Origin of the sequence: Mesorhizobium sp. M0317 (assembly GCF_040321555.1) — a bacterium.
In the GTDB taxonomy this organism is placed as follows: Bacteria; Pseudomonadota; Alphaproteobacteria; order Rhizobiales; family Rhizobiaceae; genus Mesorhizobium.
The window spans coordinates 13263-35313 of the sequence record NZ_JAMYRV010000062.1; the positions used below are offsets into that span (position 1 = coordinate 13263).

Here is a 22051-nt window from a genome sequence, read left to right on the forward strand (position 1 = left end):
TCTCCTAGCTGTCGAAGAAGACCGTTTCCTTCTCCCCCTGGAGATGGACGTCGAAAATATAGTTGTCGCCTTGCCGCTCGGCGATCAGCGTCGGCACTCGCACCTTGTGCTCGATGCGGGCCAGGATCGGATCCTCGGCATTGGCCTTGGCCTCGTCTGAGAAATAGAGCCGCGTATGTAGGCCGATATTGATGCCGCGCGCGACGATCCACAAGCTGATATGCGGCGCCATCAGCCGCCCGTCGCCATACGGCACGCGTCCCGGCTTGATCGTCTGAAAACTGCACAGGCCGGTTTCCATGTCGGTCGGCTGACGGCCCCAGCCCTGAAAATCCGGATCGGCATCGCCGCGCAATTCGGCCGGCGAATTGTAGAAGCCATTGGCATCCGCTTGCCAGATTTCGATCAAGGCATCCCTGAGCGGCGTGCCGGTGCCGTCGAGCACGCGAATGCGCAAACCAACGCGGTCGCCCTTGGCGTTGTCGTTGAGCATCGTGGCGCCCAAGTCTGTCGGGTAGACGCCGCCGATACCACCGAAATTCGGCGTCAGCCCGATATGCACGTAGGGCCCGGCGGTCTGCGACGGGCTCTCCTTCAGCCGGGTCAGCGATTGCGCCATCAATTGCCCTCCGGCCGGTTTTCGAACAGCGCGGCACGGCGTCCGCGCAGCACGATGTCGAACTTGTAGGCGCGCGCGTCGAAGGGGATTGTCGCCTGCATATCGAGCGCGGCGACCAGCGTCTCGATCGCCGCCCTGTCGCGGATGCCGCGCACGATCGGGCATCGCCAGATCAGCGGGTCGCCCTCGAAATACATCTGCGTGATCAGCCGCTGTGCGAAGCCGTGGCCGAACACCGAGAAATGGATGTGCGACGGCCGCCAGTCATTGGGCCCGTTCGGCCAGGGATAGGGACCTGGCTTCACCGTGCGAAAGGCATAACCGCCATCGGCATCGGTGATGGTGCGGCCGCAGCCGCCGAAATTCGGATCGAGCGGCGCGAGATAGCCGTCCTTCTTGTGGCGGTAGCGGCCGCCTGAATTGGCCTGCCAGAATTCGAGCAGCGCGCCTGAGACGCCCTGGCCGCGCTCGTCGAGCACGCGGCCATAGACGATGATACGCTCGCCGATGGCGCTCTCTCCGGGCTTTGCGAAATTGTGGATCAGGTCATTGTCGAGTTCGCCCAGCATGGCGTGGCCGAACACCGGACCGGTGATTTCCGAAGCCGTGTTGTCGAAGGCCAGCAGCGCCTTTTGCGGCGAGCGCAGCACTGACGTCTTGTAGTCGGGCGTCAGCGCCGGCGGATGCCAGCCGCGGTCGCGCTGGAAGAAGGCGCCGCTCTCGGGCCTGCGGTTCGAGCCGGCATCAGCTGGCATGGCCAGCCCTGCTTCCGTCCATTTCCGAAAACACCTCCTTGGCGATCCTGAAGGCGCGGTTGGCGGCCGGCACGCCGGCATAGATCGCGACATGCAGGAACGCTTCGCAGATATCGTCGCGCGACGCACCGGTGTTGGCGGTGGCGCGCACATGCATGGCGACCTCTTCATCATGGCCAAGGGCGGCCAGCAGTGCCAGCGTCACGATCGAGCGTTCGCGCCTGCTGAAGCCCGGACGCGCCCACACAGTGCCCCAGGCTGCCTCGGTGATCAGCTCCTGGAACGGCCGGTCGAAATCGGTGACGGCATCCTCGCTGCGATCGACATGCGGGTCGCCGAGCACCGAGCGCCTGACGGTCAGCCCGGTTCGGTATCTGGTTTCGTTTTTGGGCAGTTCATCCATGGGTCTGCTTTCTCAGGGGAAGCGCCGCGACGAAATCGCGGATCAGGGTGGTCAGCGCCTCGGGCTGTTCGACGCAAGGGATGTGCGCGGCGTCACGAATGATTTCGAAATGTGCGCCTGGGATCAGATCGGCCAGCCAGCGGACGAGATCCGGCGGCGTCGAGCCGTCCTGGTCGCCAACGACGCAAAGCGTGGGCACCGCGATCGCCTGCGCAGCCTCGGTAAAATCGGCATCGCGCACCGCGGCGCAGGTGCCGACATAGCCGGCGACGGCTTGCCGGGTCATCATGTTCCAGTAGCCGTCGAGCTCGGCGACACGGTCCGCGTGGAAGGCAGGCGTAAACCACATTTTGAGCACGGCATCGGCGATGGCCTGGATGCCTTTGCTTTCGACCGTTTCGATGCGGGTGTTCCAGCTGTCGGCCGTGCCAATCTTGTGGGCGGTGTCGCACAGGATGAGGCCGTCGACGATTTCGGGGCGCCGGGCATAAAACCCTTGCGCAATCAGGCCGCCCACCGACAGGCCGCACAGCACCGCATTGTTCAGTTCGAAATGATCGATCAGGCCCGACAGATCATCGACATGCTCGTCGATCGAGCTGACGCCACCAATGTCGGACAGGCCATGGCCGCGCTTGTCGTAGACCAACACAGGCATTTCGCCACCCAGTTCGGACAACACCTCGTCCCAGATGCGGAAGTCGGTGCCCAGCGAATTGATGAACACGATCGGCCGCGCATTTCCCTTCGCCTTGATATGGCGATGGTGCAGCGTGATGCCGCCAATGTTGACGAATGGCACGATTTCGATCCTCCGTGTTCACATTGCACAAGGCATTTGGTTTGGTAAAATGATATTTTACGCCGTTTCGTTAACTGCTAGGTTATGAGAACATGTCCGAAAGCCGCATAAGGTTCCGTCACCTGCAGGCATTCCTTGAGGTAGCGCGGCAAGGCAGCGTGGCGAGGGCAGCCGACTTTCTCCATGTCAGCCCACCGGCCGTGACCAAGACGCTGCGCGAACTGGAGGAGGCGCTTGGCATCGCTGTCGTCGAACGCGACGGCCGCGGCATCAGGGTGACGCGGCTTGGCGAAATCTTTCTCGGCCATGCCGGCACGGCGATCACGGCACTGAAGCGCGGCGTCGATTCCGTCCGCCAGGACGGCGCCATCAACCGGCATCCGATCCGCATCGGGGCGCTCCCGACAGTGTCGGCCAAGGTGATGCCACGCGCCATAAGCCTGTTCCTGAGTGAAAATACCGGTGCTGCGATCAAGATCGTCACCGGCGAGAACGCGGTCCTGCTGGAACAGTTGCGCGTCGGTGCGCTCGATCTCGTCGTCGGCCGGCTTGCGGCGCCGGAAAACATGACCGGCTTCTTCTTCGAGCATCTCTATTCCGAACCGGTGCTGTTCGTGGTGAGGGCCGGCCATCCGCTGCTGCAGCCGGGCCAGGACATCTTCGCCCGGCTCGATGAATTTCCGGTGCTGATGCCGACGCGGGAATCGGTCATCCGCCCGTTCGTCGACCGCCTGTTCATCACCAACGGCATGACGGCGCCTGCGACCGAGATCGAGACCGTCTCGGATTCCTTCGGCCGTGCCTTCCTGCGCCAAAGCAACGCGGTCTGGATCATATCGACAGGCGTCGTCGCCAACGAACTCTCCAGCGGCGCCTTCGTCGCCTTGCCCGTCAACACCGAGGAAACCAAAGGGCCGGTCGGCCTGACGATGCGGACCGACACTGCGCCTTCGCCGGCCTTCACCATCCTGCTGCAGACCATTCGCGAGGCGGCCAGCCAGAACGCCTGAGCACCTTTCGCCAATCTGGCGCAGAGCGGGCCTTCAGCCGTATTTCCATAACCTGTTGGTTAACGAAACACCGCAAAATATCATTTTACCAAACCAAACACCTAGGGCACTGTGACCATGGGAGGATCGAAATCGTGCCGTTATCGGCATTGGCGGCGTTCCGCTGCCGCCTCAAGGCCTGCCGGGGCGATCTCCGATCTTAAGAACGGGCGGCATCGATTTTGAGCAGGCCGGCGGTGACCTCCAGGTGCCGTCAGGAAAGGGAGGAATACCAGCATGACCTCAAGCAAATCCGGCGTCTCGCGGCGCCAGTTCATCGCCACATCGCTCGCCGGCGGCGCGGCACTTGCGCTCAGCCGCGGCCAGGCCTTCGCGCAGGCCGCCGACACGCTGAAGGTCGGCTTTGTCAGCCCGCGCACCGGGCCGCTCGCCGGCTTCGGCCAGACCGACGGCTATGTGCTCGATCTCGCCCGCAAGGCGCTCGCCAACGGCCTCGACATCGGCGGCAAGAAATACAGTGTCGAGATCATCGACCAGGACACGCAATCCGACCCGTCGCGCGCCGGCCAGCTCGCCAAGGACCTCATCAACAACCAAGCCGTCGACCTGATGCTGGCGGTGTCGACGCCGGAGGTGATCAACCCGGTCGCCGACGCCTGCGAAGCCGCCGGCGTGCCTTGCCTCTCCACCGTCATGCCGTGGGAGGCCTGGTATTTCGGCCGCGGCGCCAAGCCCGGCGAACCCTCGCCGTTCAAATGGACCTATCATTTCGGCTTCGGCGTCGACGAGTTCTTCCGGACCTACATCTCGCAATGGAACCTGATCGAGACCAACAAGAAGGTCGGCGTCATGTACCCCAACGACGCAGACGGCAATGCCATCCGCACCCATCTGGCGCCGTTGCTGGCAAAGCAGGGTTTCACCATCGTCGATCCCGGCGCCTACGAGACCGGCACCACCGACTATTCCTCGCAGATCGCGCTGTTCAAGCAGGAAGGCGTCGAGATCTTCAACTCCTTCCCGATCCCGCCGGACTTCGCCGCCTTCTGGCGTCAGGCTGCACAGCAAGGCCTGATCAAGCAGATCAAGATCTGCCAGGTCGCCAAGACCGGATTGTTCCCGTCCGACATCGAGGCGCTCGGCGATCTCGGCAACAAGATTTCGAGCGCCGCTTACTGGCACAAGGCCTTTCCCTACAAGTCGCCGCTGACCGGCGTTTCGGGGATCGAACTGGCCGACGGTTATGAGGCCGCCAGCGGCAAGCAGTGGACGCAGCAGCTCGGCGCCTCGATGTCGCTGCTCGACGCCGGCTTCGAGGCGCTGAAGGCAAGCACCGACGCCAAGGACAAGGCGGCCGTCGCCCAGGCGCTGAGCACGCTCAACACCGAGACCATGATCGGCAAGGTCGACTTCACCAGCGGCCCGGTCGCCAATGTCTCTCCCGGCCCGATCATCGGCACGCAATGGGTGGCGGCCAAGGAAGGCGGCAAATTCCCGCTCGACTACGTCGTGACCGAGAACGCCACCGACCCGAAGGTTCCGGTCGAGGCCAAGCTCCAGCCGTATAACAGCTGACGGTCGGTTACGGGGATCGCATCGTGAACGGTTCAGCAAACGCCGCGATCCTCCGCGCTGCCGGCATCCAGAAACGCTTCGGCGCGCTGGTGGTGCTCGACGATGTCGACTTCGCCATGAATGCCGATGAGGCCGTCGGCATCGTCGGCCCCAACGGCGCCGGCAAGACGACGCTGCTCAGCATCTTGTCAGGCGCCTTCCCGCCGAGCGCCGGCACGGTCGCCTTCAAGGGTGGCGATGTGACCGCGATGCCGGCTACAGCGCGCTGTCGTCTCGGCCTGGTGCGCACGCACCAGGTGCCCAAGCCGTTCAGCGGCATGACCACGTTCGAGAACGTTTTTGTTGCCGCGTCGCATGGCGCCGGTCTCGCCCGCGACGAGGCCTATGAAGAGGCGCTGGAGGCGCTGAAACTGTGCGGCATGATGGGCGTGGCCAACCGGCGCGCCGAAACGCTCGGCCTGCTCGACCGCAAGCGGCTGGAACTTGCCCGCGCGCTCGCGGCAAGGCCTACGCTGCTTCTGCTCGACGAGATCGGCGGCGGACTGACCGATGGCGAGGCGAGCGAACTTGTCGATACCATCAAGGAATTGCGCCGCCGCAAGATCGGCATCGTCTGGATCGAGCACATCGTCCACATCCTGCTGCAGGTGGCAGAGCGGCTGATCTGTATGGACGCCGGCAAGATCATCGCCGATGGCGAGCCGCAAGCGGTGATGGCCGACCCGGAAGTCGTGCGCGCCTATCTCGGCGGAGGCCCGAAATGAGCCTGCTCGCAATCGAGAATCTGGTCGTCCGCCATGGCCTGTTGCAGGCGGTGCGCGGTGTGAGCTTTACGATCGAGCGCGGCGAAACGCTGGCGCTGGTCGGCGCCAACGGCGCCGGCAAGACGACGCTGCTGCGGGCGATCGCCGGCGCCCATGAGCCGACGGCCGGCCGCGTGCTGCTGAATGGCGCCGATATCACCGGCGTTCCCTCGCACAAGCGCGTCGGCATGGGCGTCGCGCTGGTGCCGGAAGGGCGAAAACTGTTCGTGCAGATGACGGTCGAGGAGAACCTCCTGCTTGGCAAGGCCGCCGGCCGTCCCGGCGACTGGAGCGTGGAACGAGTGCTCGACACGTTCCCCAATCTGAAGCCGCGCCGCCACGCCAAGACCGGGCATCTCTCCGGTGGCGAGCAGCAGGCCACCGCCATCGGCCGCGCGTTGATGAGCAATCCGGAGCTGCTGCTGCTCGACGAGGTCTCGCTCGGCCTGTCGCCGCTGGTGGTCGATCGCGTATACGCTTCGCTGCAAGGGCTGATCAGCTCCGGCACGACGATCATCCTGGTCGAACAGGACCTCAATCGCGCGCTCTCGGTCTCGGACAAGGTCATCTGCATGCTCGAAGGACGCGTCGCGCTGGAAGGCCCGAGCAAGGGCATGTCCCGCGATGAAGTGACGAAAGCCTATTTCGGCCTGCACAGGAAAAGCGCCGGGAGTGTGCCGGCATGAGCAACCAGATCGTCCAGGGCATCCTGCTCGGCGGCTACTACGCGCTGATCGCCTGCGGCCTCTCCTTCATGTTTTCGGTGATGCGCATAATCAACCTCGCGCATGGCAGCCTGGCCGTGTTTTCCGCCTACGCGCTGTGGTGGCTCGCCTCGCAATTCCATATCTCGCCCTTCGTCGGCCTGCTCATCGTGCTGCCGCTGATGGCGGCCATCGGCTGGGCGCTGCAGCGCTTCCTGCTCGAGCGCAGCGCCCGCGGCGGCGCGCTCCTGCCGATCCTGACCACGTTCGGCCTCGCCATCGTCATCGACAATGCGCTGTTCGAGCAGTTCGGCGCCGACACACGTTCGCTGGCGCCCTATATCGGCAGCCTCTCCTACGATTCCTGGGAATGGCCGGGCAGCATCTATGTCGGCAAGCTTGCCGTGATCATGTTCGCCGCCGCCGTCATATTGCTTGGCGGACTGCAGCTGTTCCTCACCCGCACCAGGCTTGGCCGCTCGATCCGCGCCACGTCGGAAGATCCCGACACGGCCGGTCTCGTCGGCGTCGATGCGCGCCGCGCCAATGCCCTCGCCGCCGCCATCGCCATGGTCACCGTTGGGCTGGCCGGCGCCTTCCTCGCCATGCGCGCCACCTTCGATCCCTATACCGGCGCACCTCAATTGCTGTTCGCTTTCGAGGCGGCGGTGATCGGCGGCGCCGGTTCGCTATGGGGCACGCTGGTCGGCGGCATCGTGCTGGCGCTCGCCCAGACCCTCGGCGCGCAGATCCATCCGCAAGGTTTTCTGATCGGCGGCCATGTCGCCTTCCTGATCGTGCTGTTCATCCGGCTCTCCACCTCCGGCCTCGGCCTGCGCGGCCTGCTGCGCCTGCCCGCGAGGAAAGCATCATGAGTGCGGTTTTAAACGCCCCCGTCATCGAGCGCGGCACCTCCGCCTCGCGCATCTCGGCGATCGCGGTCGTCGTCATCATCGCGCTGCTCGCTGTTGCGCCGCATTTCCTGTCGGCCGGCGCCGTCGACCGCATGACCGCCTTGTTCATCTATGTGATCCTGGCGGCGATGTGGAACGCGCTGGCCGGCTTCGGCGGGCTGGTTTCGGTGGGACAGCAAGTGTTCTTCGGCCTCGGCGCCTATTTCACCATCCGCCTGGCCGATGCCGGCCTCAACCCGTTCGCTTCTCTGTTTGTCTCGGCGATCATTGTCGGCGCGATCTCCTGGCCAATGTCGCTATTCATGCTGAAGCTGAAGAACGGCGAGTTCGCCATCGGCATGTGGGTGATCGCGGCGCTCACCCATCTCCTGGTCAATCTCGACCGGCTGGTGCAAGGCGAGACCGGGACGTCGCTGATCTCGCTCAACGGCTATGACGCCGGCTCCAGGCGGGCAACGATCTACTGGCTGGCGTTGGCCGCGATGACGGCGCTGCTCGCCACCCTGTTTAGCCTGCTGCGTGGCAGCACGGGTGCGGCCATCCGCGCCATCAGGGACAATGAGGAGGCCGCGGCATCGGTCGGCGTGCGCGTCACCGGAACCAAGCGGCTGCTCTTCGTGCTCGCCGCCTTCGGCATCGGCATGGCCGGCGCGCTGTGGTTGGCCACGTCGATCACCTTCCAGCCGAAAACCTACTTCAACGTCCAGTGGACCGCCTACATGATCTTCATGGTGCTGGTCGGCGGCATCGGCACCTTCGAGGGCGCCATTCTGGGTGCGCTGCTGTTCTTCCTCATCGAGACCTGGTTCGGCGGCACCGGCGTCTGGTATCTGATCGGCCTCGGCGCCACGGCGGTGCTGTTCTCGCTCTTCCTGCCGCGCGGCCTGTGGGGAACGCTGGAGGAGCGCTTTGGCCTGCGCCTGCTGCCGGTCGGCTATCGCGTCAGGCTCCCGCCAAACGCCGCAGATGGCGACGCGGCGCCCTCGCCGCAACAGGCCGCAACGCATCCAGAAAAGGCGTGACCATGCTGTTCGGCAAGACCATCCTCATCACCGGTGTCGCCTCTGGTATCGGCGCTCGCACGGCCGAACTTGCCGGCCAACTGGGCGCTGACGTGATCGGCGTCGACGTGCGTGAACCTGCCGCACCGGTCGGCTTCTTCGTCAAGGCCGACATCTCGTTCAAGGCCGGCGTCGACGATCTCCTCGGGCGCCTACCGCAGCGCATCGATGCGCTCTGCAATGTCGCCGGCCTCCCCGGCAACACCGGTGCGGTGTCGACACTGGCCGTCAACTTCTACGGCCTGCGCGCGCTCTCGGAAGGCCTCGCACCAAGACTTCGTGAAGGCGGCGCCGTGGTCAACGTCGCCTCGATCGCCGGCTATGGCTGGCGCGCCAATCTCAACCGCGCGGCATCGATGGTCGGCATCGAAGGCTTTCCCGATGTGGCGAAGATGATCGCCGACCATCAGGTGAAGAACGAGGAAGGCTATCCCGTTTCCAAGGAGCTGCTGCTGTTGTGGACGCAGCGCGCCGCACATCAGGATCTGTTCAGGAGCCGCGGCATCCGCGTCAATGCAGTGAGCCCCGGCCCGGTCGAGACGCCGATCCTCAAACAGTTCCGCAATGTGCTGGGTGACGCCCGCGTGGACAGCGACATCGCCAGGGTCGGGCGCGCCGGAACCTCGGGCGACATCGCGCCTGTCGTGCTGTTCCTGTGCTCGGACGGCGCACGCTGGGTCAACGGCGCCAATGTGCCGGTTGACGGTGGGCTTGAAGCATCGATCAATGCCGAGGTGCTCGGCTTCTAGACCATGATCCCGAAAAGTGGGAGCCGGTGTTCGGATCAGATCGTGGTCGATAATAGATAGAAAAGACGCTCCACGGCGAGCGAGGGAGAGAACAATGGACATCGGACTTCTGATCGACGGCGACAAAAGGGATGCCTCCGGCTCAGCCTCTTACGAGCGCATGGACCCGTTCACCGGCAAGCTGGCGACCCGCGCTGCCGCAGCCAGCATCGCCGACGCCAATGCCGCGGTCGAAGCCGCTGCTGCCGCTTTCAAGACGTGGTCGAAGACCGGTCCGGGCGAGCGCCGCGCTTTGCTGTCCAAGGCGGCCGATGTCATGGACTCCAAGGTCGGCGAATTCACCAAGTTGATGATGGAAGAAACCGGCGCGACCGGCCCCTGGGCCGGCTTCAACGTCATGCTCGCCGCCAAAATGCTGCGCGAGGCAGCCGCCATGACGACGCAGATTTCGGGCGAAGTCATTCCCTCCGACAAGCCCGGCACGCTGGCCATGGCGATCCGCCAGCCGGCCGGCGTCTGCCTCGGCATCGCGCCGTGGAATGCACCGGTCATCCTCGGAACCCGTGCCATCGCCATGCCGATCGCCTGCGGCAACACGGTTGTGCTGAAAGCTTCGGAAATGTGCCCAGGCACACACCGGCTGATCGGGCAGGTGCTGGTCGAGGCCGGCCTGCCCAAGGGCGTCATCAATGTCGTCACCAATGATCCCAAGGACGCAGCGACAATCGTCGAGGCACTGGTCGCGCACCCTGCAGTCAGGCGTGTCAACTTCACCGGCTCGACCAAGGTCGGCAGGATCATTGCCGAACTCGCCGGCCGTCACTTGAAGCCGGCGCTGCTCGAACTCGGCGGCAAGGCGCCGCTGGTCGTGCTCGACGATGCCGACATCGACGCCGCGGTCAACGCCGCGACCTTCGGCGCCTACATGCATCAGGGCCAGATCTGCATGTCGACCGAGCGTCTGGTCGTCGATGAAAAGGTCGCCGACGAATTCGTCGCCAAGCTCGCCGCCCGCGCCGCGCAGCTGCCTGCCGGCGACCCGCGCGGCCATGTCGTGCTCGGTTCGCTGATCAGCGACCAAGCCGCCGACAAGATGGAAGAACTGGTTGCCGACGCCGTCGCCAAGGGCGCCAGGCTTGTGGCCGGCGGCAAGCGCACCGGAACCGTGGTCGAGGCGACATTGCTCGACCACGTGACGCCGGCGATGCGCGTCTATTCGGAAGAATCCTTCGGCCCGGTCAAGCCGGTGATCCGCGTCAAGGGCGAGGACGAAGCGGTACGTGTCGCCAACGATACCGAATACGGCCTGTCTTCAGCCGTGTTCAGCCGCGACATCCGCCGTGCCATGGCGGTCGCCGCGCGCATCGAAGCCGGTATCTGCCACATCAACGGCCCGACCGTCGGCGACGAGGCGCAAATGCCGTTCGGCGGCGTCAAGGGTTCAGGCTACGGCCGCTTCGGCGGCAAGGCCTCGATCGCCGAGTTCACCGACCTGCGCTGGCTAACCATCGAGGATCCGGGGCAGCACTATCCGTTTTGACTCCACCTTCTCTCACAGGGGAGAAGGGAAGGAGCCCTCAGGGCCGTTGCCTGGCGAGCCAACGGATTCCCGCATCAAAACCCGGCAAGGCTCGAGTCGCGCGATCGGCGGCCCCTCCCGGAGTTGTAAATCGTTTAATCGTGGGTATTTTACCCCTCAATCACATGCCGCCGGACGGTGGCAAGCGGTTTTGGGACTACCGCAAGTGCAAAGCAAAATACGCGATACGGATCGCGCCGGGGAGGAATCGTTATGCCAAACAAGGCCCTGCCGCTGGTCATCAGCGCGCCGGAACCACGCACGCTCGACCTGATCTTCACCCCACCGCAGCTGGCGCGCCTCAAGGCGCATTACCGCGTCGTCGAGACGACGGCCGAGGGCGTGGCGAACTTGCCCGCCGACGTGCTTGCCGAAGCCCGCTATATTATCGGCCAGCCGCCGATCTCGCCCGAGACCTTGGACCAGATGCAGGCGCTGCGTTGCGTCTTCAATGTCGAGACCAACCTCATCAACAACATGCCCTATGAGACGCTGTTTGCGCGCGGCATCCATGTCGTCACCACCGGCCTCGTCTTCGCCGAGCCGGTGGCCGAGCTTGGCCTCGCCATGGCGCTTAACCTCGCCCGCAACATCGTCGATGCCGACCTCGCCTTCCGCAAAGGCGAAGAGCTGTGGGGCGGCGACGGCAATTTGACGGCGCGGCTTCTGTCCGGCGCCGATGTCGGCATCATCGGCTTCGGCGATCTCGGCCGTGCGCTCAACCGACTGCTGTCGGGTTTTCGCACCCGCACCAAGGTCTTCGATCCCTGGCTGCCGCCATCGATCCTGATCGACAGTGGCGTCGAGCCGGCCTCGCTGGACGAGGTGCTGTCGACCAGCGATTTCGTCTTCGTCGTCGCTTCGGTGACCTCAGAGAATCAGGGCTTTCTCGGTGCCAATGCTTTTGCCTCCATGCGCAAGGGCGCCGCATTCATCCTGCTCAGCCGCGCCGGAGTCGTCGACTTCCCTGCCCTGATGGCGGCGGTGGAAAGCGGCCACATCGTCGCCGCCAGCGATGTCTTCCCTGAAGAACCGCTGGCGCAGGACCATCCGGTCCGCACGATCCCCGGCTTCCTGCGCTCCGCCCACCGCGCCGGTGCGCTTGACATCGCCTTCAAGCGCATGGGCGACATGGTGCTGGAGGACATGGACCTGATCGACCGCGGCCTGCCGCCTCTGCGCTCCAAGCGCGCCGAGCGCGAGACGGTGTCAAGGATGCGTTCGAAGCCGGCGGACAGGAACTAGTTGTCGCGAGAAATCCGCCTGAGATGGATTTCGAGTTGGGCTAACCCCTTTGTCATCGCAGCTCAGGAGGACCGGGAAACCTTTGACCGGCATTGGCGTTTTTCAGCCGGATGCTCCCATTCGATCCAGACCCTACTATCGATGCCCCGCCAAGCCTAGCCGGCGGGGTATTGATTTTGAAAGCAATCGGGCTGTGGGAGGCCTGGCCTACTCCAAGGAGGCTCGTCACGATTCGCGTCGGTGGCGGGCCTTTTTATTCACTCCCGAGCAAAGCCGGAGGCGGTCTGCTCGCCTCGCTCTATCCGGCAGCAACGCCGGCTGCCGAGCGATTGGCCAGCACCAGCCCGACCTCGCCGACAACCTGATCGACGCGCTTCAGGATGGGTTCGGCCCGCAGCACGCCGTCGGAAAAGTCCTTGTCCGTGGCATAGACCCCTGTCGGCAGCGTCAGCGCCTCGAAGAAGCCGAACAACGGCCGCAACTGGTGCTCGACGATCAACGCGTGGCGATCGTTGCCGCCGGTGGCAAGCAGCACCACCGGCTTGCCGCGCAAGGAAGCGGGATCGAAGAGGTCGAAGAAGTGCTTGAACAGGCCGGTGTAGCTGCCCTTGTAGGTCGGTGACCCCACCACCAGCACATCGGCATTGACGACGCTGTCGAAGACTGCCCGGGCCTGGCCGTCGAGATCGCGCGCCCATTTGGCAGCGCCGAGCGACGGGCCGAGGTCTTCGATGTCATAGGTGCTCGCCGACAGGCCATGCTGGCGCGCAATATCCCTGACGACCTGGTCGACAAAACCACGCGTCTTGGACGGCCTGGTGAAATTGCCGGAAAACCCGACGACGGTTGGATTGGGCATGTTTCTCTCACCTCTCGCGGCGGGGTTTCATACCGCATATTTACAGGCTTGCGCCTGCCGCAAGAAGCAAATGACTGACCTTGCAGCACCATAGTGAGGAATTTTTTTCCGTTTGCCCGCTCGTCTCAGGTCGCGAGAAGCGGGCCATAGGATTCCAGGTAGAAGCCGGGCGACCTTGCGCAGGTCCGCACCGCCTCCCTGGCGGCAACCGTTTCCTGCCACCGCAGCAGGCGCTCGCATTCGGTCGGCATGACGAAACCCAGATATTTCTCAAGCACGCACAGCTGTTCGAACCAGGGATAGAAGGCGATGTCGGCGGCGCTGAATTCCGAGCCCAGCAAAAACCGTTCGTCCGCCCCTCGCAGGGCGAAGGCATGCTGTTCCACAAAGCGCAGATCGTCGGCAAGCTGGGCCTTGATCCGCTTATGAACCATAGCGTCGGAACTGTGCATCATGGTTGCCGTCCGGGCGTAAAGCTGCGTGTCGGCGAAGCTGATCCAGATGCGCGCCTCAGCGCGGGCATGAGCATCCCTGGGGAAAATCGGCCGTTCGGGGAATGCATCATCGAGATATTCGCAGATGATCGCCGACTCCCTGACATATTGCCCCTGATGGCGCAGCAGCGGCACCTTTCCCGTCGGCGTGAGTTTCAGGAACCACGCCGGCTTGTTGCGCAGATCGATTTCGATTTCCGTCGCCTGTAGGCCTTTCTCGGCAAGGGCGAGCCTGACACGGTGCGCATAGGGACAAAGCTGCGCGACAAAAAGCTCGATTGGCGGCATGAATAACTCCTGAGTTTCGTTATCGCCGGCAAGCGGCCTGTCGGGCATAGCTAGGTCCAGTAAGGCCGGCGCGCTATTCGACAGCGTCTGGATTGATTTATCGATCGTCTGTTTCTGGAGCGAAGCGTGGATCTCCTGGCTATCCTCATGCGCGAATTGCACTTCGCAGCCGCCGGGTACCGGCGCCTCGAACTGGCCGCGCCCTGGGCGATCTCGTTCAGCCAGGCTGGGCTTCGCGGCATTCACGTCGTCATCAAGGGGCGATGCGAGGCGGTGTTCGGTGAGGAAGATGTCGAGCCTCTCGATGCCGGCGACCTGATCATTGCACCGCGCGCCGATCCGCATGTGCTGCGGTCGCCCGGCGCGCTCAAAAGCGCGAACGTCCCCGCCGCCGAACTGGCGACCCAAACCGCAGCCGGGCGTATTCGCAGCGGCGGCGAAGGCGAAAAGACCGTCATCCTGTGCGGCGCCTTCGCCTTTCGCGACGCCGACCATCCGGCACTTGCCGGCCTGCCGCGCATCGTTCACATCCGGGGATCGAATGGCCGTCTGCCCAAATGGCTGCGTGGCTATGTCGAGGCCTTGCTGGTGGAAGCGACCGACGAAGGTCCCGGCAGCGACGTGGTCATGGCTCGCCTGTCTGGGGCCATCGTCACGCGCGCCTTGCGCTCCGGTCTGGAAAGCATGGACAATCCAGGTTGGCTGAGGGGATTGCAGGACCCCGCGATCGCCAGAGCGCTCGCGACCCTGCATGAAGCCTATGGCCACGACTGGACGATCGAGACCCTGGCACGCGCGGTCGGGCTCTCCAGGGCAACCTTTGCCGCCCGGTTTCGCGATCTCGTCGGCGAAGCGCCCATGGCCTATCTCTTCGGCTGCCGCATGCGGCAGGCCAGCCGGCTGCTGCACGAGGGCAAGAGCGTGGGCCAAGTCGCCGAGGCGGTCGGCTACAGCTCGGAAGCCGCCTTCTCCACCGCCTTCAGCCGCCACGCCGGCGTCTCGCCCGGCCAATTCAGGAAACGGAAGGATCTGTAAGGCAGAGCGATATTGGCGGCGGCCGGGCCTCGCGGTAGGACTTTGCCAGCACTATGTCTGATCATATCCCGACGCGGTTCGCCGCCGCTTTGCCCAGGAGATGCTTCGTGCCCAAAGGTTCTGACCTGCTTGTTGCCGCCCTCGAGAATGAGGGCGTCGATCGCATCTTCGGCATTCCCGGCGAAGAAAACCTGGACGTCGTCGAATCCATCCGCAAATCCTCGATCCAGCTCATCCTCACCCGTCATGAGCAGGCGGCGGCGTTCATGGCCGCCACCCATGGCAGGCTCACCGGCAAGCCGGGCGTCTGCATCACCACGCTCGGGCCCGGCGCCCTGAACCTGACGACGGGTGCCGCCTATGCGCTGCTGGGCGCCATACCGATGATCATGATCACCGGGCAGAAGGGCATCCGGTCGTCGCGCCAGGCCCGCTTCCAGATCGTCGACATCGTCGCCGCGATGAAGCCGCTGACCAAGCTGTCACGTCAGATCATCTCGGCGAAGACCATTCCCGCCGTGGTGCGCGAAGCGTTTCGGATTGCCGAGGAGGAGCGTCCGGGGCCGGTGCATCTGGAACTGCCCGAAGACATCGCGGCCGAGGAGTGCGACGATGTCGCGCTGATCCCGCCGCATCCGGTCGAGCTTCCGCTGGCCAGCCCGCTGGCGCTCGACCGTGCCGCTGAGATGATCATCAAGGCGCAACGTCCGCTGGCGATGCTGGGCGCCGCCGCGTCGCGGCCGCGCTCGACGTCCGACCTCGCCCAGTTCGTGATCAGAACCGGCATCCCTTATTTCACCACCCAGATGGGCAAAGGCACGGTGCCTGGCGGCACCGAACTCTATATGGGCACCGCCGCTCTCTCCGAGCGCGACTATGTGCATGAGGCCATCGAACAGGCCGACCTCATCATCACTATCGGCCACGACACGATCGAGAAGCCGCCCTTCATTATGGGCGACAAGGGACCGAAGGTGATCCATGTCGGTTACCAGCCGGCCAATGTCGAGCAGGTCTATTTCCCGCAGACCGAAGTGGTCGGCGACATCGGCGCTTCGCTCAGGCTGCTTGCCGACCGGATCGAGGACAAGATCCCCAACGCGCAAGCGTTGCTGCCATTGCGCGAAGGGATTTTGAGCCGCATTGCCGCCCGCGCCACCGAAGACCGTTTCACGCCGCAGCGCTTGGTGCACGATGTGCGCGCGGTGATGCCGGCCGATGGCATCCTGGCGCTCGACAACGGCATGTACAAGATCTGGTTTGCGCGCAATTACCGCACGCGCGTCGCCAACACTTTGCTGCTCGACAACGCCCTGGCCACGATGGGCGCCGGCCTGCCCTCGGCGATGACGGCCGCGATGCTCTATCCCGCACGCCGCGTCATGGCGATCTGCGGCGATGGCGGCTTCATGATGAACAGCCAGGAACTGGAAACCGCCGTCAGGCTGAAGCTCAATTTGGTCGTGCTGATCATCGAGGACAATGCTTTCGGCATGATCCGCTGGAAGCAGGCGGTCGACCAGTTCCCCGATTTCGGCATGACCTTCGGCAATCCCGATTTCGTCCGCTATGCCGAGGCCTATGGCGCCAAGGGAACCAGGGTCGGCGCCGTCTCAGAAATACAATCGACGCTTGAACAGGCTTTTGCCGGCGGTGGCGTCCATCTCGTCGTCGTTCCGATCGACTATTCGGAGAACGAGCGCGTGCTGGTCGAGGAACTGCGCCACCGGTTGCCGGCGCCACCGGAGGCCTGACGGTGGAGTAGATACCGCCGCAGCAGCGCTCAGGCGGCCCGGACCTTGGCGCTCCCACGCGCCCAGGTCGGCAGCCAGTCGCCATGTGTCGCCAGCAACTCATCGACCAGCGCCCAGATCTGGTCGAGATCGAGTTCGGCCGCCGTATGCGGGTCCATCATCGCCGCGTGGTAGATGTGCTCGCGGTTTTCGGTCATCAACGCCTGCACCGTCAGTTCCTGCACATTGATGTTGGTGCGTATCAACGCGGTGAGTTGCGGCGGCAGCTCGCCAATATAGGTCGGCTGGATGCCGGAGGCGTCCACCAGACACGGCACCTCGGCGGCGCAATTGTCCGGCAGCGAGGTGATGCAGCCATTGTTGCGGACATTGCCGTAGATCACCGAAGGCTCCCCGGTCCACACCGAGTTCATGATCGAGGACGCGTATTCCTTCGATTGCTCGACCTCGATGCGGTCGGCCGAGCGATAGGCCTCGGCCTGGCCCTTCCAGCGCTCGATCTGTTCGATGCAGCGCTTGGGATATTCGTCGAGCGGAATGCCGAACTTCTCGATCAGGTCGGGGCGGCCTTCCTTGATGAAATAGGGCGTGTATTCGGCGAAATGCTCGGAGCTTTCGGTGACGAAATAGCCGAGCCGCGTCAGCATCTCGTAGCGCACCTTGTTGGGGCAGCGCGGGTTCCAGCCCGGCTTCGGCGCCCTGCCCTCGCGATAGGCGCGGACCAGGTCCGGATAGAGGTTGCGGTAAGAGCCATCCGGCTGCCGGTGCTCGAACTTCAGGTAGAAGGCCATGTGGTTGATGCCGGCCGAGCGGTAGCGTATCTCCTCGTAGGGAATGTCGAGATCGTGCGCCAGTTCCATCGCCGTGCCTTGCACCGAATGGCAGAGGCCTACCTGTTTGATCTCAGGGTATTTCTCTGAGATCGCCCAAGTGTTGATCGCCATCGGGTTGACATATTGCAGCATGATAGCGTCGGGGCAGACGGCCAGCATGTCCTCGCAGATCTTCCACAGATGCGGCACGGTCCGGAGGCCGCGCATGATGCCGCCGACGCCGAGCGTGTCGGCAATGGTCTGGCGCAGGCCGTATTTCTTCGGCACCTCGAAATCGGTGACGGTGCAGGGCTCAAAGCCGCCGATCTGGAAGGCGACGACGACGAAGTCGGCGCCGGCGAGCGCCTTGCGCTGGTCGGAATAGGTCTCGGCCTTCGCCTTCACGCCCAGCGTCGCGATCAGCTTGTTGACGACGATGGCGCTCTCTTCCAGCCGCTGCGGATTGATGTCCATCAGCGCGATCGTCGCGCCTGACAGCGATGGCCGCTGCAGCACGTCGCCGACAATGTTCTTCATGAACACGGTCGAACCCGCGCCAATGAAGGTGATCCTGGGATGTCTTGCCACTATTAAACCTCCGGCACTTTGCTACGCCACGTCGAAGGCGGCCCTGACGAGCCGTTCGGTGTAGGCGGTCTTGGGATGGGTGAGGACCTCGTCGACGGGTCCCTGTTCGACGATCTTGCCGTTCTGCATGACGATGACGCGATGGCAGAGCGCGCGCACGACCTTGAGGTCGTGCGAAATGAAGAGATAGCTAAGGCCGCGTTCGTCCTGCAGCTTGCGCAACAAGTCGATGATCTGCGCCTGCACCGAAAGGTCGAGCGCCGATGTCGGTTCATCGAGCAGGATGAATTCGGGCTCCAGCGCGATGGCTCGGGCAATGGCGATGCGCTGCCGCTGGCCGCCGGAAAATTCGTGCGGGAACCGCGACAGGATATCGCCGGGCATGCCGGCGCTGACCAGGGCGTCGCGAACCCGATCGACCCGCTCGCGCCGTGTCGCGCCGATCCTGTTGACGACCAGCCCTTCCTCGATGATCTGGCCGATCGTCATACGCGGGTTGAGCGACGAGAACGGATCCTGAAAAACGACCTGCATGCGCGAGCGCAGCGGCCGCATCCCGGCGCGCGACAGGCCGTGGATCGGCTGGCCGTCGAAGCTGACCTCGCCGCGCTTGGCCTCGGTGAGCCTGAGCAAGGCGAGACCGAAGGTGGTCTTGCCGGAGCCGGATTCGCCGACCAGCCCCAGTGTCTCGTGGCGGCAAAGCTTCAGGCCGAGATCGTCGACGGCGACCAGCTCGCGCCAGTCCGGCTTCAGGAAGCTGCCATGGCGTAGCATGAAGCAGACGCGCATATCGCGGGCCTCGAGGATGGTGCCGCTGTTTTCCGGCAGCGGCTGCGGCTTGCCGTGCGGCTCTGAAGCGAGCAGCCGCTTGGTATAGGCATGCTGCGGGTCGGCGAACAGCCGCTCGGTAACGTTGTGCTCGCACATCTCGCCATGCTGCATGACATAGACATAGTCCGAGAATTTCCGCACCACGGTGAGGTCGTGGGTGATCAGGATGACCGCCATCCTGAGTTCTTTTTGCAGATTGCGGATCAAATTGAGGATCTGTGCTTGCACCGTGACATCGAGCGCCGTCGTCGGCTCGTCGGCGATCAGCACATCGGGGTCGTTGGCGAGCGCCATGGCGATCATCACGCGCTGGCGCTGCCCGCCCGACATCTGGTGCGGATACTGTTTGATGCGCGCTTCCGGCTCGGGGATCTGGACATGCCGCAAAAGCTCGAGCGCCCGCGCCCAGGCTTGCTTGCGGCTGACCTTTCGATGCACTCTGATCGCCTCGACGATCTGACTGCCAACCGTATAGATCGGGTTGAGCGAGCTCATCGGCTCCTGGAAGATCATCGAGATGCGATTGCCGCGCAACTTGCGCCGGGCGCTCTCGGGGAATTTCAGTATGTCCTGCCCGCAATAGTGGATGGTGGATTTCGGCGACACGGTGGCCCGCTTCGACAAGAGCCCCATGACAGCACGCGCCGTCACCGACTTGCCGGAACCGGACTCACCTACGATGGCGATCGTCTCGCCGCGATAAAGCTGGAACGAGACATCCTTCACAGCGTCGACGACGCCGTGCTCGACCTTGAAGGCGACCTCGATGTTGCGGGCATCGATGATGGGTTGGTCGTGGCGGCCGGCATGGTCGAGCCGGACGGCTGGTGCGAAGGTGGCTGCGAGCGCTACGGTCATCCCGGCCACCTCAATAGGGATCGACGGCATCGCGCAGGCCGTCGCCCAGCGCGTTGAAGGCAAAGACGGTGATCAGCACGAAGCCGACCGGCGACAGGATCCACGGATAGGTGCCGATGACCGAATAGGTAGCCGTGTCCTGCAGCATCAGCCCCCATGAGATCAGCGGCGGTTTCACGGCGAAGCCGAGGAAGCCGAGAAAGGCTTCGAGCAGCACCACCGTCGGGATGGCGATCGTCACGGCGACGATGACGTGGCTCATCACATTGGGAAAAATGTGCTGCATGATGATACGCATGTCGGTGGCGCCAACCGCCATGGCAGCGCGCACATAGTCGATCCGCGCCAGCGCCAGCGTCTTGCCGCGCACCTCGCGCGACATCTGCGCCCAGCCCAGCGCCGACATGACGATGATGACGAAGGCGAGGAAAACGTTGGTCGGCGCGGTCACCGGGATCAGCGTCGTCAGCGCAAGATAGAGCGGCAATTGCGGGAAGGCGAGCACCAACTCGACGAAGCGCTGCATCCAGACGTCGAAGCGGCCGCCGAAATAGCCCGAGACCATGCCGACCGTGGTGCCGATGACGGTGATGATGAACACCACCGTCAGCGCGATCATCAGCGAGACGCGCGAGCCCTGGATGGCGCGCGACAACACATCCCGGCCGAATTTGTCGGTGCCGAGAAAATGCACCGGCTGGCCGTCGGCCGAAGCAAAGAAATGCCGGTTGGCGGGGATCAGTCCAAGCAGCCGGTAGTCGGCGCCCTTGACGAAGAAGCCGAGCAGGCGCGGATGCTCGTAATCCGGCCCGACGACCGGCTGGAAGGTGACCGGGTCGAGGTCAGCAGAATCCGCCAGCGCATAGACCCGCGGCTGGAGCACGAAATTCCCGTCTCTGTCGTGAAAACTCATCACTTGCGGCGGGGCGAAAGCGACATCGGTCACCTTGGGGTCCATCGGCGCGAAGAAATCGGCGAATAGCGCCATCAGCACCAGAAGCACGACCAGGATCAGCCCGGCCATGCCGGTCCAGGAGCGCCTCAGCCGGCGCCAGACCAGCGCCATATAGCTCTCATTGCCGCGTGGGGTCGCAATCGCGGTTGCTTCAGCCGGGGGCGGCGGCGGGGATGGGTCACGCGCCAGCATCTAGCTCTCCCTGAACTGGCGTACGCGCGGATCGAGCAGCGCGAGCAGCATGTCGGCGATGATGTTGCCGACGATCAGCGTTGCCGACAGCACCATCATGAAGGTCGCCGTGACATAAACGTCGCCGACCGCCATCGAGCCGACAATGGCCGGCCCGACCGTCGGCAGCGCAAAGATGATCGCCGTCTCGATCTCGCCGGTCAGCATGTAGGGCAGCACCACGCCCTGATACATGATGAGCGGGTGCAGTGCGTTGGGCACGGCATGGCGCATGACGACGGCGCTGCCGGTCAGGCCCTTGGCCTTGGCCGTCTCGACATATTGCGCGTTCAGCGTATCGAGCAGATTGCCGCGCATGACGCGCATATTGTAGGCGAGCCCGCCGAAGGTGGCGATCGCCACCACCGGCCAGACATGCTTGACGAGGTCGGCGAATTTCGCCCACGACCACGGCGCGCCGCCATATTGCGGCGAGAAGAAGCTGCCGATCTCCGACACGTTGAACTGGAAGACCAGGAGATAGACGATGATCAGCGCCATCAGGAAGCGCGGCACCGTCATGCCGAGGAAGGAGATGGCCGACAGCGCCGAGTCGATCCATGTGTATTGCCTGGTCGCCGCCCAGATGCCGAAGGTGATGCCGAGCACCGACGCCAGCAGATGGCAGACCAGTGCCAGCAGCAGCGTGCGCGGCAGCCGCTCGCCGACCACGGCGGCGACCGGCTTGTTGTAATAGAGGCTGTAGCCGAAATCGCCGCGGGTGATGATGCCGGCGACCCAGTTCAGGTACTGGACGGGCAGCGGTTTATCGAGGCCGTGCTCGACCCGATAGGCTTGCGCCTGCGCGTCGGCTTCGGCAAAAGACGCCCCGCCCTGGTTGATGAGCTGCGAGCGGATATAGTCGGCATAGTCGCCCGGCGGCGCCTGGATGATGGCAAAGGTGACCAGGCTCAGGATGACCATGACCGGGACCGCCGATGCTATGCGCATGGCCAGGAATCGCAGCATCGGACCGTTTCTCCTCCTTGGATCTAATCTGTTGCCGCTGACCTTACTCCGTCCCCGGGGCGGCCCGCGCCGCGCGGGGGGGCGCCCGGGGGGGTAGACTCGTGGGGGGGCGCCGGTGCGCCGGGGGGGGGGGGGGGGGGGGGGGGGGGGGGGGGGTG

General features: G+C 64.2%; 21 protein-coding genes. 11 read left to right on the forward strand and 10 right to left on the reverse strand.

What is annotated here, in order from left to right:
* Window positions 1-4: 4 nt before the first annotated feature.
* Genes pcaG through pcaD form a run of 4 tightly spaced genes read right to left on the reverse strand, consistent with a single transcriptional unit; the run spans window position 5 to window position 2579 of the window.
* The gene (gene pcaG / locus NKI88_RS29445; RefSeq protein ID WP_023696239.1) at window positions 5-619 is read right to left on the reverse strand and encodes a protocatechuate 3,4-dioxygenase subunit alpha; all 615 of its coding nucleotides are present in this window, start codon (window positions 617-619) and stop codon (window positions 5-7) included.
* The gene (pcaH, locus tag NKI88_RS29450; RefSeq protein WP_352658947.1) at window positions 619-1374 is read right to left on the reverse strand and encodes a protocatechuate 3,4-dioxygenase subunit beta; all 756 of its coding nucleotides are present in this window, start codon (window positions 1372-1374) and stop codon (window positions 619-621) included. The genes pcaG and pcaH overlap by 1 nt, the downstream gene beginning before the upstream one ends.
* Window positions 1364-1777, reverse strand: a complete 414-nt coding sequence (gene pcaC, locus NKI88_RS29455) for a 4-carboxymuconolactone decarboxylase (protein WP_023668153.1) — start codon at window positions 1775-1777, stop codon at window positions 1364-1366. Before pcaC ends, pcaH begins: the two co-directional genes overlap by 11 nt.
* Window positions 1770-2579: a 3-oxoadipate enol-lactonase gene (pcaD, locus tag NKI88_RS29460; protein ID WP_023712113.1), complete on the reverse strand. Its 810-nt coding sequence runs from the start codon at window positions 2577-2579 to the stop codon at window positions 1770-1772. The genes pcaC and pcaD overlap by 8 nt, the downstream gene beginning before the upstream one ends.
* Window positions 2580-2671: 92 nt before the next feature.
* Here pcaD and pcaQ point away from each other — a divergent pair, with 92 nt between their 5' ends.
* The 9 genes from pcaQ (at window position 2672) to NKI88_RS29505 (ending at window position 12219) form a co-directional block, all read left to right on the forward strand.
* Complete coding sequence (gene pcaQ, locus NKI88_RS29465; RefSeq protein ID WP_023685275.1) at window positions 2672-3589, forward strand: pca operon transcription factor PcaQ; 918 nt, start codon at window positions 2672-2674, stop codon at window positions 3587-3589.
* Window positions 3590-3865: 276 nt separating this feature from the next.
* On the forward strand, window positions 3866-5164 hold the full coding sequence (locus tag NKI88_RS29470; protein WP_023744538.1) for an ABC transporter substrate-binding protein: 1299 nt from the start codon (window positions 3866-3868) through the stop codon (window positions 5162-5164).
* 23 nt (window positions 5165-5187) lie between these two features.
* Window positions 5188-5928 (forward strand): ABC transporter ATP-binding protein, encoded by a 741-nt coding sequence (locus tag NKI88_RS29475; protein ID WP_023668149.1) that lies wholly within the window; start codon window positions 5188-5190, stop codon window positions 5926-5928.
* Window positions 5925-6653 (forward strand): ABC transporter ATP-binding protein, encoded by a 729-nt coding sequence (locus NKI88_RS29480; RefSeq protein WP_023668148.1) that lies wholly within the window; start codon window positions 5925-5927, stop codon window positions 6651-6653. Before NKI88_RS29475 ends, NKI88_RS29480 begins: the two co-directional genes overlap by 4 nt.
* Window positions 6650-7546 carry a branched-chain amino acid ABC transporter permease gene (locus NKI88_RS29485; RefSeq protein ID WP_023685279.1) on the forward strand — a complete coding sequence of 299 codons (897 nt, stop codon included), beginning with the start codon at window positions 6650-6652 and terminating at the stop codon, window positions 7544-7546. The genes NKI88_RS29480 and NKI88_RS29485 overlap by 4 nt, the downstream gene beginning before the upstream one ends.
* Window positions 7543-8607 (forward strand): branched-chain amino acid ABC transporter permease, encoded by a 1065-nt coding sequence (locus tag NKI88_RS29490; protein ID WP_023712120.1) that lies wholly within the window; start codon window positions 7543-7545, stop codon window positions 8605-8607. Before NKI88_RS29485 ends, NKI88_RS29490 begins: the two co-directional genes overlap by 4 nt.
* 2 nt (window positions 8608-8609) lie before the next feature.
* Window positions 8610-9395 (forward strand): coniferyl-alcohol dehydrogenase, encoded by a 786-nt coding sequence (locus tag NKI88_RS29495; protein ID WP_352658962.1) that lies wholly within the window; start codon window positions 8610-8612, stop codon window positions 9393-9395.
* A gap of 94 nt (window positions 9396-9489) precedes the next feature.
* Window positions 9490-10935, forward strand: coding sequence for an aldehyde dehydrogenase (locus NKI88_RS29500; RefSeq protein ID WP_023704670.1), 1446 nt, complete (start codon window positions 9490-9492; stop codon window positions 10933-10935).
* A gap of 252 nt (window positions 10936-11187) precedes the next feature.
* The gene (locus tag NKI88_RS29505; RefSeq protein WP_352658951.1) at window positions 11188-12219 is read left to right on the forward strand and encodes a hydroxyacid dehydrogenase; all 1032 of its coding nucleotides are present in this window, start codon (window positions 11188-11190) and stop codon (window positions 12217-12219) included.
* Window positions 12220-12517: 298 nt separating this feature from the next.
* Here the strand turns inward: NKI88_RS29505 and msuE are convergent, their stop codons facing one another.
* Window positions 12518-13078 carry an FMN reductase gene (gene msuE, locus NKI88_RS29510; protein WP_023685284.1) on the reverse strand — a complete coding sequence of 187 codons (561 nt, stop codon included), beginning with the start codon at window positions 13076-13078 and terminating at the stop codon, window positions 12518-12520.
* Window positions 13079-13203: 125 nt separating this feature from the next.
* Window positions 13204-13908, reverse strand: a complete 705-nt coding sequence (locus tag NKI88_RS29515) for a glutathione S-transferase family protein (protein WP_352658953.1) — start codon at window positions 13906-13908, stop codon at window positions 13204-13206.
* 99 nt (window positions 13909-14007) lie between these two features.
* Here NKI88_RS29515 and NKI88_RS29520 point away from each other — a divergent pair, with 99 nt between their 5' ends.
* Together NKI88_RS29520 and NKI88_RS29525 are read left to right on the forward strand one after the other, a co-directional pair.
* On the forward strand, window positions 14008-14895 hold the full coding sequence (locus NKI88_RS29520; protein WP_352658964.1) for an AraC family transcriptional regulator: 888 nt from the start codon (window positions 14008-14010) through the stop codon (window positions 14893-14895).
* Window positions 14896-15002: 107 nt separating this feature from the next.
* The gene (locus tag NKI88_RS29525; protein ID WP_352658955.1) at window positions 15003-16649 is read left to right on the forward strand and encodes an acetolactate synthase large subunit; all 1647 of its coding nucleotides are present in this window, start codon (window positions 15003-15005) and stop codon (window positions 16647-16649) included.
* 29 nt (window positions 16650-16678) lie between these two features.
* Here the strand turns inward: NKI88_RS29525 and NKI88_RS29530 are convergent, their stop codons facing one another.
* Genes NKI88_RS29530 through NKI88_RS29545 form a run of 4 tightly spaced genes read right to left on the reverse strand, consistent with a single transcriptional unit; the run spans window position 16679 to window position 21893 of the window.
* Window positions 16679-18049: an alpha-glucosidase/alpha-galactosidase gene (locus NKI88_RS29530; protein WP_352658957.1), complete on the reverse strand. Its 1371-nt coding sequence runs from the start codon at window positions 18047-18049 to the stop codon at window positions 16679-16681.
* A 21-nt stretch (window positions 18050-18070) separates the two neighbouring features.
* Window positions 18071-19738 (reverse strand): ABC transporter ATP-binding protein, encoded by a 1668-nt coding sequence (locus tag NKI88_RS29535; RefSeq protein WP_352658959.1) that lies wholly within the window; start codon window positions 19736-19738, stop codon window positions 18071-18073.
* Window positions 19739-19748: 10 nt separating this feature from the next.
* Complete coding sequence (locus tag NKI88_RS29540; RefSeq protein ID WP_023687914.1) at window positions 19749-20885, reverse strand: ABC transporter permease; 1137 nt, start codon at window positions 20883-20885, stop codon at window positions 19749-19751.
* A complete protein-coding gene (locus tag NKI88_RS29545; RefSeq protein ID WP_023696253.1) occupies window positions 20886-21893 on the reverse strand; it encodes an ABC transporter permease in 1008 nt (335 codons plus the stop codon).
* Window positions 21894-22051: the final 158 nt, after the last annotated feature.